Source organism: Gracilibacillus thailandensis (assembly GCF_010994055.1).
Taxonomy (GTDB): Bacteria; Bacillota; Bacilli; order Bacillales; family Amphibacillaceae; genus Gracilibacillus; species Gracilibacillus lacisalsi.
The window spans coordinates 1-12,920 of sequence record NZ_WJID01000005.1 but is presented as its reverse complement, the minus strand read 5'-3'; the positions used below and the strand labels follow the sequence as shown (position 1 = coordinate 12,920).

Below are 12,920 nucleotides of genomic sequence, written 5' to 3'. Positions count from 1 at the left end.
TCATACAATGGCGAATGAAGGACTTTTAGTACAATCCAAACACAAGTTAGAAATAGACGTGACACCTAATTCAACACCAACCTTTGAACGTGTTGCAAAGGGTTTTAGTGGTTTAGATCCTTCGATGAATGAAGAAACGGACCAAACAGCATATTTAGATGGTGATGGTTATTTAACGACTACTGTAATGGGTGGTCAATATACAACTACTTTATCAGGTCATCGCTATTATGGTGATCCTGCGCAAGATTTTATTTTCTCTAAGCGTTTCGGGTTAGGTAATGAACGAGAAACAACTTACCGTATCACAGAGCCGGACGGAACTATCATAGAAGGACCATGTACATTGGCTGAAATCACTGGTGCTAGTGGTGATGCTAATGCAAAAGGTGAAATCACTGTAGCAATTCACTTCAACGGTAAACCTGCTATAACAAGCGCAGGAGATGACACTACAGCGCCAACCGTAACAGTAACACCATCAGATGGAGCAACAGGTGTAGCAGTAACTACAGATATCACATGGGCATTTGACGAAGCTATTAGAGCAGAAGATGTCAATGACGGAAACTTCTATGTAATGGATGATACTGGTGCCATAGTAGCTGGAACACTATCGCATAGCGCTAACCAAGAAACAGTTACATTCTCTCCATCTGCTGATTTAACAGCAACAACTGATTACACTGCGATTGCATCTAAGAACATTCGAGACATTGCAGGCAACAACCTAGCGAACACAGAAGTAACAAACTTCACTACAGCATAGGGTGGCTTTTATAGCTGCCCTTTTTATTATGAAAGGGTGTAAATATGGCTAAGTTAACATTTGATGTGGAAAGTAAAGCTTATGACGAAATTGAAATAGGTAACAAAACATATAACGTATATTACGACGATGCAAGCATTGAACGTTATCATAAACAGGCGAAAAAATACGAGAAACAAGCCAAAGAATTTGCTAAAAAAGATGTCGAAAATATGACAGAGGAACAACAGGAAAAATTAAAAAAAGAGAGTGACCAAATCGCCAAAGAATTTATCGAAACATTTTTCGGAACTGGTACATTTGATGAAATATTCGAAGCTTGCGGAAAATCCTCTTTTAATCTTATTCATGTTTGTAATCAGTTGATTGATTGGATGGATTCTAAAACATCACTGGTTAATGACAAGGTATCTTCCAAATACAAAACAAAGCGCAAGAAGTGATGTAAATGCGGTTAACAGATTACTTAGAAGATACGATAAACATAAGGGGCATTGAATATAAATTAGACTTTACTTTTGACAATATTTTAAGAACGTATGAACTGTATGACGCAGAAGATGCAAGCGACGCTGAAAAAATAGTAATTATGTTTGATAATCTAGTGATTAATTGCGAGCAACCTTTAGATTTAGAAGAAAAAAGTATGATTATCGAAAAAATACTAAATGAATTGGTGGAAAAAGATACTGTAAAAGAACAGGTACAGGAAGAGCAAGAGGAAGAAAACCAAGAAGAAGTACCACAAAAGAAAACGCATGATTTAGTCCAAGACGCAGATTTAATCTATGCGTCTTTTTTGTATGACTATAACATTGATCTGTTCGAGCAACAAGGAAAATTACATTGGAAGAAATTTGTCGCTCTTTTAAACAACCTTAGTGATGATTCCATCTTTAAAAAGGTGGTCCATATTAGAGTGAAAGACATACCAAAAGAGACAAAGCACAACAGAGAAGAAGTGCGAAACTTACGAAAGTTAAAACAATTATACAGCTTAGAACAAAAAGAAGAAGATGCTGTCAAACAAATAGATTTTCATATGGATTCATTAGCACAGTCATTAAAGGATTCTGCTAAAAAAGGCAGGTGATTAAATGGCAGCAGACGGTAAGATAACCATTGATACGAAAGTCAATAAAAAAGGCGCTGAAAAAGGTGTTAAAAGCCTACAGAAAAGCGTTGAAGGTTCAGCTAAGAAAATGCAAAAAGTAGGCGGTCAAATGACCAAATACATCACAGCGCCATTAGTTGCATTAGGCGCAGCAGGATTCGCAGCAGCTAATGATATAGATAAGGCTTACGGAAAAATACAAACAGGAACTGGAGCGACTGGCGAAGCGCTTGAGAGTCTGAAAGAAGACTTTAAGGAAGTATTCTCGGAAGTTCCTGACAGTGCTGATTTAGTAGCAGATTCACTTGCTACCCTAAACACTTTGACAGGAGCTACAGGAGAAACTTTGCAAAACCTTACTGAGAACGTGCTCGATGCTTCTCGTTCTCTTGGCGAAGATGGCGTAGCAAATAGTGAAGCATTTGGGAAAGCATTAGCGCAATGGCAAATACCTGCAGAAGATGGTTCGGAAGCGTTAGATGGTTTATTCAAATTGACGCAAGATTACGGTGTAGGTTTGCAACAAATTTCTAGCCACCTAACAGAATATGGTTCCGTATTGAATAATGCAGGATTTTCAATGGAAGAATCAGCGGAATTAATGAGTAGGTTAGAAGCAAATGGTATTTCTGTTTCTAGGATTATGCCTGGTTTGAATATGGGTTTTCGTAAATGGGCAGAAGAAGGTAAAAATGCGCAAGAAGAGTTAGAAAAAACGATAGATAGTATGAAAAGCGCTGAAACTGAAACGGAGCAGTTAACTATTGCAACAGAAGCCTTTGGAGCAGAAGGTGCGCAACGATTAATGACTGCTATCAGAAATGGTACACTTCCTGCGCTTGATGATTTAGGGAAAGCGATGGAAGATTCAAAGGGAGCAGTAGAAGATAACACCGAAGCAACAGAGACATTCGGCGATAAGATGGGAACACTTAAGAATAAAGCTGATGTAAGTCTTGCGCCATTAGGTGATATATTCCTTAATTTAGCCGAAAACGCTATACCACCTCTGTTGAAAGCTGTCGAATCAGTTGCTGAATGGTTTCAAAACCTATCTCCTACCGGTCAAAAAGTTGTCGTGGTCATCGGTGCCATTATCGCTATTTTACCACCACTTATTATGTTGGCGGGATCATTAGCATTGGCGGTAATGGGTATTACATGGCCAGTATTGGCAGTTATAGCCGGTATTGCTGCATTAATTGCAATTGGTGTGGCGTTGTGGGCAAATTGGGACACAATCAAAGAATATGCTGTCGCTACATGGACCTTTATAGGGGCGTTCTTTAGTGCTACATGGGAAATAATCAAGACAGCATTCAAAGTAGCCATTGACTTTACGGTAAATCTCATAAAAACATCATGGGAATTTATCAAAACCATTACTTCTTCCGTATGGAATGGAATAACGGCTTTTTTTACTGGTGTTTGGGATGCGATTAAAGCTTTATTCATGAATCGCTTGAATTTTGTCAAAAGTCTCATATCAAGCGTATGGAACACGATAAAAAGCGTTACATCTAGCGTGTGGAATGGTATTAAATCAACCATAACAGGCATATGGGATGGCTTGAAATCAAGTGTTAAAACAGCGTTTAACTTTATCAAAGATACTATTTCCGGTGTGTGGGATAGTGTTAAATCATCTACAGACGATATTTGGAATGGTATTACTGATTCAGTAAAAGGAGCAATAAATGGTGTAATCGGCGCCATTAACGGCATGATTGATGCTTTAAATGGCTTGAACATCAATTTACCTAAAATACCGGATTGGGTTCCAGGTATGGGCGGTAAAGGTGGCGGTTCTATCAGCTTCCCTAATATACCGAATATCCCAAGCCTTGACGTAGGTACAGACCTTGTTACCCGTGATGGTTTAGCCATGATTCACGCAGGAGAAAAGATTGTACCTGCTGAACATGCAGGACCATATCAAGGTGATGGTGGCATGGACTATGACAAACTAGGTAAAACAATGGCAAAATATCTAAACTTTAATTTCAATATGAATGGAAGAACATTTGCTACAGCTGTAAATGAAGAAAATGCAATAGATCAAAAAGGAAGATTTTTCAGCAGATAGGAGGGGGATAAATGACATATATTCAACGATTAGATGGAACAACCTATGATTTAAAAGAATTAGGAATACGAACAAGAGAAATCATTGTATCGTCACCCCCTTCACGACATACAACGAGCGCTATTGATGGTAGGGATGGCGAAGTAGACAAGGGTACTGATTATGGACCGCGACCAATAACAGGACAATTCACGCTATTTTCTTATGATTTAGATGACTATGTTTTAATGCGTGATGAAGTATTTCATATATTCCGAACAAAGCAACCATTCTATTTAATAGACAGACGATATCCCGTGAAACGGTATAAGGTTAAAGTAGATGGTGAATTTGAACCGGAACGAGCCTATACACTAGGTAAATTTGATGTAGATATGATTTGTAACACCGTCTATGCGGAATCATTGGAAACTTCACAGTTCATCCAAGAGAATGGCATAGATGCAAACGACGAGGTATGGGGTTTCGGCATGGGATTAATAGCTAATGATGACAGCTTAATATACACGCATACAGGAACATCATTCAAAATATGGAATCCTAGCAATATCGATGTGCTTCATCCGTTTGAACAAGAATTAAAAATAACGATAGACAATGTACAAGGATCAACAAGTGAATTGGTATTAAGGAATACAACAAACGGAACAGAATTCAAAGTAACAGAAGCAGTTTCAGACAGTCAAACTATCGTACTTGATGGCGCTAACGTCACAAGCAATGGTTTGGTTTTTTTACGTAGCACGAATCGAAAGTTTATATCGCTTGTACCTGGTTGGAATGAGTTTCAAGTGACAGGGGCGACAAGTGCAAGGGTAGCTTTTGATTTTAGGTTTTATTACTACTAAAGAGGTGATGGCATGAAATTATATAGAAATGGCGTGAAATGGGATAGAGAGCAACGAATTAGAACAAATGATAACTGGGATATGATCGAGAATAACTTTAATAATGCTGTTCAAAAAACAATTGATGAAGCAGTATCACAAGTAGAAGATGGTATACGATTAAACTATCTCACACCGCCAGTTGATACATTTGCTGATATAGAAACAACACACCCCAATCCTTCTATTGGTGATGCAGTTGGCGTTATTAGCGAAGGTAAAGTATATAGATATAACGGAACGGAATGGAAATACAAATTCCAAATAGACCCTGGGCCATATAGCCAAATAGTAAACGACTTAGGAGATATAACACAATTTAGAGAATTTGATCCAAGTGTAATAGAAAAAATGGAAAATGAATTCGCAGAACGCGGAGTAAATGTAAAATGGTTTGGCGCTTCTGGTTCAGATCAATCCACAACGGGTAGTATTTCATCCGGAAGTAATGAATTAACCGTTACAGATGCTATCGATTTTGAAGTAGGACAAGGTATTTTAATTGAAGGTGCTGGACCAGGCGGAGTTGCAGAAGTTGCAGAATTACAGATTACGTCTGCACCGACAACAGCAGGAGATGTACTTGTGACATTGGACGGCATTTCTACAGCTATTGCGGTTGATCCTGCTGTTGAAGATACAGCTATTGCGGTAGCTGACAAAATACGTAATACAGCATTCACTGGATGGACAACAGGAGGAACGGCAGGAACGGATACAGTCACATTCACTTGTGATACTGCAGGAGAAAAGCAAGATGCCGTATACAACGATAACGGAACTGGTGCAACAGGGACAATGACAACTACTACGCAAGGTGCTAGAGGAAATAACTTAGTAACAGAAATCATAGCAATAAATGGTACTACCTTTACAATTGCAGATAGTGCTAACACAGATGTTTTAAGTGCAAGTGTAGAACATGACGACGCGCAAGCCATCCAAGAAGCAAGCAATTACGCAAAAAATATCAACAGCAAAGTCTTTGTTCCGAATGGTAAATTTGAAATTAAGAAAGACGTTATTATCTATACGGATTTAGAGTGTATAGGTACTTTTGTTATTAATGCAGATATCGGAAACAAAATTTACATCAATCGTATTTTGCCGGAGCAGAACATTGATCCAAACACATTAGGAGGATTAACAGAAGAATCAACTTTAATAACTGGTTTAGAAGGTAGAATCGGAACTTTATACTTCTATTCAACAGAGGAATTAATAAAACGAACTGGTGGTAACCCTTCCTACACAAAGCGTGAAACATCCGAGATAATAAACGGGAACGGGAAAATCTACCCACCACTTGAACACACGTATGACCCATCGCAATTAACTGTTACCTTTTATCCCAAGGAAGCTGCTTTAATTATTAACAATCTAAAAATAGAAGTAACAGGAACAGTCGACGAAACTTTAAGTAGTGTTATAGAAGTTATAAGAAGTGATGTAAACGTTGTGGATGTAGACATAAAAAACATGCAAGATAACGGGTATTTAAACGCCGCAATCGCAACCAGAAAATCAACTAATATCAATTTTGAAAGACCGAAAATAAAAGGGTTCAAAAAAACAGGGTCCGGTTACGGAATCACTATGTACGACACCTCAAACGTCGTCATCAATAACGGAAATATTACAGAATGCAGACACGCTCTTACAGGACGTCATCAGAAGAGGGTTTTTGTAAATGGTGGTGTTTATCATTCACCGATAACATCTCCCGTAGATACGCACTGGGCGGATGGTTTTTATATAGATAACGCACAACTTATTACCGAAGAGGTTGGCGCTAGTGTTACAACGGTATGCGGTAAGGATTTTAAAATAAGAAATTCTGAACTCATTGGTGGTAAGAATTTGACAAAGTTAAGAGCGGACACAAAAGAACTTGCTGGTAAGTGGGTAGTAGAAAATTGCGATTGGAAACCTAACGGCGGCGAGCTTGTTGCGGTTAGCACGGATGAATCTAGTCCAAACACTTTTGACTATGGCCGAAAGATGAAAAGACCAGAAAAAACAATAATTCGTGATTTGGCAATAACTCCACAATCTACCCCTAGTTCATTACGTTTTTTTAGGGTTAATGATGATCAATTTCCTCAAACTTCATGGGGAACGATTGATATAGACAATGTTATTGTTGAGGGGTACAGTGGTAGTTTTTACGCATACCATTTTATTAGGAATGACCAACATTTCGATGGTTCGAGAGAAACAAAAATAAAAGTTAGAAATATAGAGTTTAACAATGGCGGAGACTCTTGCTATATACAATCAATAAATGTGGATGCAACTAGAATTTTTGAATATATTTTTGCGGATTGTAGAAATATAAATTATAAATCACACGAAGATTCTTTTTCCTTGGTTAAAATTATCGACAGTAGTATAACAAGGATTTTCGAAACGGACACATCACAAACCGCAGAAAACGTGGGGGATTTTATAATAGAATACAGCGAAATGGACGGAACGAATATCAATGGTCATTTCAGAATTCAATTTTTGAACAATATATTTGCAGGAGATATAACATCAACGCATATCGGAATAGACACAAGAAATATCAGAGCGATGGGTAATTCAGCACGCACGGGAACTACAGGATATCCTACCAATTTAGATGGCTATGTCAATACCAATTACTTTATCTAAAGTAACATTAAAGCCCTTAAAACTACCTAAAAATATTCTGTTATTCCACTGGGTTTAAAGATTGATTATATGCAAAATTATAGTAAAATGGAGTAAACGGGTGGTGTTATTTTGAAGTTATGGCATAAATTTCGTCTCATTTTTCTTTATCAATTACTCGAAGATTGTATCGACCCCAAAATGCATCTAAAAATAAAAACAAAGATAAAACACCACGAAAACAAACTGCAATAAAAGAGCATCTAACTAGGTGCTCTTTTTATTATGTCCGAAAAGAGGTGAATACATGTACGTAAGAGACTTAGAAGGAAATGAATACCCTATTCAAGTAACCTATACTGTTGATAGTGAATTAAACGGTAATATCACATTATCGTGTCGCATATTACCAACAAAGGTTAACAAGCTGTTTATTAATGATATAACAGAAATGTGGGAGATAGTAGACCATGACGATGAGGAATATAAAATCATATATGCAAAGAAACAAGGTGAGGGGAATACTTTATCAGTACAGATAAAAGCTATTCCTCTTTTTTATGATGTTTTATCAGTGAAACGAATCGAGGACGAGTACAACGGCAGCATGACAGCTAGTGCGTTCTTTGATTTAGTATTTGATGACATTGATTATAACTATGTATTAGTTGATTCATTTAACGCTCAATCGTGGCAAGGACTTGGCGGTGGTGCAACCAAAATGGAAGTGTTCCAAGACGGTTTAAATCGCTATGGGTGTGAGTTTAGAAGATCAGGTAATACTATTTATCTTGAATCACAAGTCGGGCGTGATACAAGCTTTATGTATCGATATAAACTAAACGCCTCTAATATATCGCAGGAAAACGATGCTAGTGCTTATTACACCTATGCCAAAGGGTATGGTGACTATGCGGAAGAAGATGGATGGCAAAGTGCTAATTTAATTAGAGAATATACATCGCCATTAGCAGACATACTCGGACCACGAGAAGCTCCACCGATTAAAGATGGTCGGATTACATCTCAAGAAACAATGGACGAACGATTAGAAACATTAGTAAATGAATCATTAAAAATTAGCGTGACCACGGACATTCACGATTTACGGGAACAGGGATATCCGTTAGCGCAACCTATGAATGGTGACAGGGTATTTTTAATAGATGAGCGCATTGATTTTGACGAAGAAGTACGTATTGTACGAATTCAAATCCAAAAAGATTGGCAAGGTAAAGTAAGAGATTTAAAAGTAGACCTAGGAACACCTGGTATTGTGCAACGGTATCAATCTAATTTGCGTTCTGCAACAGAACAAATCAACGCTATCATGGAAGGAAGAACTAAAATACCATTCAGTGTATTAGATGAAGCAGTAGCACAAGCGACAAAATCTATTAAGAATGCAGAAACTGAATTGCAATTCCCGGACAGTGGTGGGATATTGGCAGTTGATAAAAACGATCCCAACAAGATGGTCGCTTTAACATCTGGTGGATTAGGTGTATCGAATGATGGAGGCAACACTTTTCCGAACGCGATAACAGGTGATGGTATTGTTGCTGACTATATCACTGCTGGTACATTGAGTGGTATCACCATCATAAGTGATAGCGGCAATGGTGATCGAGTATTAATTGAAGATGGTCGAGTGCATACGTACGAAGATGGTGTTTTAGGTGTGTTAATATCCAATCACCAAGCACACTTCTATGATAGCGGCACCGACGATCCTAATCCGAATCCTGGTTCCTTAATTGGAGGTTTAGGTGTTTCTTGGAAACAAAACAATCCCGGAGATAGATTGTTCACAGTCACAAGTTTTAGTGATGGGTTTACGATTGATGCCGGTGATCCAGACACAAGAGTAGCTTCACCCGTGCTAGAATTGGATTTTAACGCGAATGTATCTAGATTTTTCCTTGATATAGACATGGAGCAATGGAACATAACAAATGTAAACTCTATTGATATTAAAAGAATGAGATTTGACATCGAAAGAGCGTGGGAATTTGTTCAATATAATTCTGGATCTGATACTAAACTAGGATTAAAGTCAATGGTAGGTTCAAAGACTTTCACTATTTCAGATGTTGATGATTATTCAATTTTTGAAGTTAACGTGGGTTCTGGTGGTAGCAACGGAAGTGCTCGAGTATATGGAGATTTTGAAGTAACAGGAGCAAAAAACGCTGTTGTCCCTACTGATAGTTATGGTGATCGATTAATGTATTCAGAGGAATCAACGAAAAGTTATTTCAAAACGTATATCAAAGAAACATTACCTAAAGGACAACACACGATTGATATAGACCCAATGTTCTTAGAAACTATTAATGGTTTTTATGTATTGCCATTTGTCAGAAACGGGGTAGAGGTAAGGATATTACAGGAAAACACTGATAACTTTGTTGTTGAGGTAATGGACGACAGAGATGCAGATGTCATTTTTTCAGTCTTAGGTTTAAGAAAAGGATTCGAAAATGATTACATGGAAGAACGACCACCAAAGCAAGGAAATAAAATCGCATAATAGGAGGTCTTGATAATGGAACAAAATCAAGAATATGTTGTTCAGTCGCTAATCGGTCAAATCGCAGAAAATGCAGGAAAATTAGCAAGTAGGGACGCAATAATTGTGGAGAAAAACCAAAAGATAAAGCAACTTGAAGAAGAATTAGCAGAGTATCGAAATAAGGAAATAGAAGAAATGGAAGATGAATCTCAATAGAGGTTCTTTTTTTATTGCAATAAACCAGATCGGCCGGTAGGGATCATCTACCGACCTAACACCGCACGCATAGGAAATGCGGTGCTACTTATAGTATAAGCGTAAATACGTATAAAAATCTATAGTTTGTGCGTAATTCGCAAAAACGAACGCATAGGGGGTACTAATATGGAGGGGAATGAAATGGATATCTGGAAGGAGAGTGTCAGGAAAGAAATAGATGACATCAAGAGAGATCAACATATCATGAAAGATGACATCAAAGATTTGAAGCATAAGGATTCAGATCAAGACAAAGAAATATCCTATCTTAAACAGATGCTTTACGAAATAAAAGAAGATACAAAATGGTTAAGAAGAACGATAACTAAAGCAATTATAACCGCCATTGCAACAGCAGTAATCGGTGGTGTGATTGCTTTATTTTTTAGTCAATTATAAGGAGGTGAAAGCATGGATAAGAAAACATTTATTCGTACAGCAGTGCTTGTTGTTGCGTTAATTAACCAGGTATTAGTAACAACAGGATTAAACCCTATTCCTGGTAGTGAGGAAGTGTGGGGAGAAGTTATTTCTTCTGCTATCACTATTGGTGCAGCAGTATGGGCATGGTTTAAAAATAACTATGTAACTGCTACTGGTAAAAAGCAAAAAGAAGTATTAGATCGTAATGGATTAACTAAATAAGGAGGGATATCATGGCTAAAATACAAGACTTACGAGGTAAAACAATGGGCGGTAACTCTAAACGATCTACAATCAAAAACATAGCACGTCACCACAGCGCAACAGATGTAGGTGACGTGTTTTCTTTTCAGCGTCACTGGAAAAGCTTAGGTTGGGTAACAGGTGGTTATCATGAGGTTATCTTGCGTGATGGAACTGTACAACTCAACTATGATTCTAACGTAGTCACAAACGGTATCTATGGACACAATAACACCACGTATCACATTTGTTTAGTGGGTAATGGTAATTTCACAGCTGCACAAGAAAAAGCGTTTGATGAACGCGCTAAATACAACATGGAAAGATTCAATTTATCTGTAAATGATGTGAATGGTCATAATGAATTTAGTGGAACAAATACAGCATGCCCTGGTATCGATATGAAGAAAGTAAGGGCAAGGTTAAAAGGATCCAAAGTTGATGCACCAAAGTCAAAGGTTAAGTCTGAAACGACAACAAAAGGTACTATTGCATATATCCAAAAGACGTTAAATGACCGTTATGGATTGAAAATTGCAGTAGATAATATCTTTGGTCCTGAAACTAAAAAAGCACTTGTTAAAGGCTATCAAAGGGAATTAAACAAACAATTCAAACGAGGTCTTGCAGTAGATGGAATATGGGGACCTAAAACAAAAAGGGCATCTGTTAACATCAAAAGAGGTGCAGAAGGTAACTTAACGTGGATCTTACAAGCTATTCTCACATGCAAGCGATATGACACATTAGGTGTAGATGGTATCTTTGGTAAGAACACAGAAAGTGCAGTAAGAGCATTTCAACGTGATAACGGTCTTGGTGTAGATGGTATAGCAGGACCTAACACATTTGAACAATTATTTTCTTAAGTAAGTCGTGAATACAATATAATCTATGTAGTTAAAGAAGGGTAGGCGTGGAAAACCTACCCTTAAGATATAAAACGCATAAACCAAAAGATTACAACTAAAAATGCAGATATAACAAAGCATGATTTTAGATTCTCTTTTAGTTCATATTCTGTTTCAGATTTATCCGAAAATATTGGGATGATACAAAGAAAATATCCGATAAGCACAAACGATATAATACTAAGCATTATATATTTAATAATTTCCATATCAGCACCTACTTAAATATATTTTTCAACATCTTCCCTGTAGCTTTACCAGCTACCCTTCTTCCAACACGCTTTCCTACTTTACCCTTTCTAACCGCATCTACATCATTAGAATACTTTAATATCTTATAGATCAAGGACTTGAAACTCAAGTTATTCCTCCTTTAGTTTTTCTACTTTATAATTACTTATTATTGAAACGGGTTCATCAACCAATGCTCCTGCGTCACAATAAGGACATGATAACGGTTTTTCTATCACAGCATAATCCATATCACAACCTGGTGCGTCACAATGGTAAATATAAAAAGCCATTACTTCACCTCCTTTAATTTAGATTCTCTTTCCTTGATCAACTCTTTAAATTCTTCTGTATCTTCTAATGTAGCTTGATTCTTGATAAAACTTCTTGCTCTTGACCTGTTACTTAAGTATCTAGCACGTTCCTTATTCTTAGCTTGCCATTTCTTGTTATATTCTGTTTGATTCATGTTATCACCTTCTAACTATATTTTACTATGCGTAGTAAATGAAGTCAAGAAAAAACCACTCAACTACTAATGTAATCAAGTGGTTTCCTCTAACCGAAGATGGCCGTTTTAAAAGTCTGTTATCGCATTGCGAAGTCAGACAGTCTGTTTCTGAAACATGTCAGATCAGCGTATTATCGGTTTTGCAATGTAGTTCTCCATGCCGAGAGTTTAATTAGTATACTTCAACCGAAAAAGCAAGATTACTTATATTATACCACACAAAAGAAAAAACCGCCACAATAAAATGGCGGTGTCAAACCTTATACTTGTGTTTATATTATAGCATAACATAACTATCGGTCAACACTTTATGCGTCTATAGTATATACTGGTTC

Annotated in this window: 14 protein-coding genes; 11 read left to right on the top strand and 3 right to left on the bottom strand. The window is 37.2% G+C overall.

Annotated elements, in window-relative coordinates; genetic code table 11:
* The first annotated feature begins 7 nt into the window (after positions 1–7).
* From GH715_RS02320 to GH715_RS02270, 11 genes are all read left to right on the top strand, one after another.
* Positions 8–769: a phage tail tube protein gene (locus GH715_RS02320; RefSeq protein WP_163578411.1), complete on the top strand. Its 762-nt coding sequence runs from the start codon at positions 8–10 to the stop codon at positions 767–769.
* Positions 770–813: 44 nt separating this feature from the next.
* A complete protein-coding gene (locus GH715_RS02315) occupies positions 814–1,212 on the top strand; it encodes a hypothetical protein (RefSeq protein WP_153834026.1) in 399 nt (132 codons plus the stop codon).
* A gap of 5 nt (positions 1,213–1,217) precedes the next feature.
* Positions 1,218–1,862 (top strand): Gp15 family bacteriophage protein, encoded by a 645-nt coding sequence (locus GH715_RS02310; RefSeq protein WP_153834027.1) that lies wholly within the window; start codon positions 1,218–1,220, stop codon positions 1,860–1,862.
* A 4-nt stretch (positions 1,863–1,866) separates the two neighbouring features.
* Positions 1,867–3,969 (top strand): phage tail tape measure protein, encoded by a 2,103-nt coding sequence (locus GH715_RS02305; protein ID WP_153834028.1) that lies wholly within the window; start codon positions 1,867–1,869, stop codon positions 3,967–3,969.
* An 11-nt stretch (positions 3,970–3,980) separates the two neighbouring features.
* Entirely contained in the window at positions 3,981–4,817 is an 837-nt protein-coding gene (locus GH715_RS02300) for a phage tail family protein (protein ID WP_153834029.1), read from the top strand.
* A gap of 12 nt (positions 4,818–4,829) precedes the next feature.
* Positions 4,830–7,514, top strand: coding sequence for a hypothetical protein (locus GH715_RS02295; protein ID WP_153834030.1), 2,685 nt, complete (start codon positions 4,830–4,832; stop codon positions 7,512–7,514).
* 286 nt (positions 7,515–7,800) lie between these two features.
* On the top strand, positions 7,801–10,026 hold the full coding sequence (locus GH715_RS02290; RefSeq protein WP_153834031.1) for a phage tail protein: 2,226 nt from the start codon (positions 7,801–7,803) through the stop codon (positions 10,024–10,026).
* Positions 10,027–10,041: 15 nt separating this feature from the next.
* Entirely contained in the window at positions 10,042–10,224 is a 183-nt protein-coding gene (locus GH715_RS02285) for a hypothetical protein (protein ID WP_153834032.1), read from the top strand.
* Between the two features lie 168 nt (positions 10,225–10,392).
* Positions 10,393–10,665: a hemolysin XhlA family protein gene (locus GH715_RS02280; RefSeq protein ID WP_153834033.1), complete on the top strand. Its 273-nt coding sequence runs from the start codon at positions 10,393–10,395 to the stop codon at positions 10,663–10,665.
* Between the two features lie 12 nt (positions 10,666–10,677).
* Positions 10,678–10,911 carry a phage holin gene (locus GH715_RS02275; RefSeq protein WP_153834034.1) on the top strand — a complete coding sequence of 78 codons (234 nt, stop codon included), beginning with the start codon at positions 10,678–10,680 and terminating at the stop codon, positions 10,909–10,911.
* Positions 10,912–10,922: 11 nt separating this feature from the next.
* Entirely contained in the window at positions 10,923–11,801 is an 879-nt protein-coding gene (locus GH715_RS02270; RefSeq protein WP_153834035.1) for a peptidoglycan recognition protein family protein, read from the top strand.
* A gap of 259 nt (positions 11,802–12,060) precedes the next feature.
* On the opposite strand, the gene GH715_RS02265 is transcribed toward GH715_RS02270, so the two are convergent.
* The 3 genes from GH715_RS02265 to GH715_RS02255 are packed head-to-tail and all read right to left on the bottom strand — an operon-like array spanning position 12,061 to position 12,543.
* A complete protein-coding gene (locus tag GH715_RS02265; RefSeq protein WP_163578410.1) occupies positions 12,061–12,204 on the bottom strand; it encodes a hypothetical protein in 144 nt (47 codons plus the stop codon).
* A 1-nt stretch (position 12,205) separates the two neighbouring features.
* Positions 12,206–12,367: a hypothetical protein gene (locus GH715_RS02260; RefSeq protein WP_153834036.1), complete on the bottom strand. Its 162-nt coding sequence runs from the start codon at positions 12,365–12,367 to the stop codon at positions 12,206–12,208.
* Positions 12,367–12,543 (bottom strand): hypothetical protein, encoded by a 177-nt coding sequence (locus GH715_RS02255; RefSeq protein WP_163578409.1) that lies wholly within the window; start codon positions 12,541–12,543, stop codon positions 12,367–12,369. The genes GH715_RS02260 and GH715_RS02255 overlap by 1 nt, the downstream gene beginning before the upstream one ends.
* Positions 12,544–12,920: the final 377 nt, after the last annotated feature.

What these genes read in the sequence shown, in the direction of transcription:
- GH715_RS02320 (WP_163578411.1), top strand. Translation starts at nt 8, where the DNA reads ATGGCGAATGAAGGACTTTTAGTACAATCCAAACACAAGTTAGAAATA.
- GH715_RS02315 (WP_153834026.1), top strand. Translation starts at nt 814, where the DNA reads ATGGCTAAGTTAACATTTGATGTGGAAAGTAAAGCTTATGACGAAATT.
- GH715_RS02310 (WP_153834027.1), top strand. Translation starts at nt 1,218, where the DNA reads ATGCGGTTAACAGATTACTTAGAAGATACGATAAACATAAGGGGCATT.
- GH715_RS02305 (WP_153834028.1), top strand. Translation starts at nt 1,867, where the DNA reads ATGGCAGCAGACGGTAAGATAACCATTGATACGAAAGTCAATAAAAAA.
- GH715_RS02300 (WP_153834029.1), top strand. Translation starts at nt 3,981, where the DNA reads ATGACATATATTCAACGATTAGATGGAACAACCTATGATTTAAAAGAA.
- GH715_RS02295 (WP_153834030.1), top strand. Translation starts at nt 4,830, where the DNA reads ATGAAATTATATAGAAATGGCGTGAAATGGGATAGAGAGCAACGAATT.
- GH715_RS02290 (WP_153834031.1), top strand. Translation starts at nt 7,801, where the DNA reads ATGTACGTAAGAGACTTAGAAGGAAATGAATACCCTATTCAAGTAACC.
- GH715_RS02285 (WP_153834032.1), top strand. Translation starts at nt 10,042, where the DNA reads ATGGAACAAAATCAAGAATATGTTGTTCAGTCGCTAATCGGTCAAATC.
- GH715_RS02280 (WP_153834033.1), top strand. Translation starts at nt 10,393, where the DNA reads ATGGAGGGGAATGAAATGGATATCTGGAAGGAGAGTGTCAGGAAAGAA.
- GH715_RS02275 (WP_153834034.1), top strand. Translation starts at nt 10,678, where the DNA reads ATGGATAAGAAAACATTTATTCGTACAGCAGTGCTTGTTGTTGCGTTA.
- GH715_RS02270 (WP_153834035.1), top strand. Translation starts at nt 10,923, where the DNA reads ATGGCTAAAATACAAGACTTACGAGGTAAAACAATGGGCGGTAACTCT.
- GH715_RS02260 (WP_153834036.1), bottom strand. Translation starts at nt 12,367, where the DNA reads ATGGCTTTTTATATTTACCATTGTGACGCACCAGGTTGTGATATGGAT.
- GH715_RS02255 (WP_163578409.1), bottom strand. Translation starts at nt 12,543, where the DNA reads ATGAATCAAACAGAATATAACAAGAAATGGCAAGCTAAGAATAAGGAA.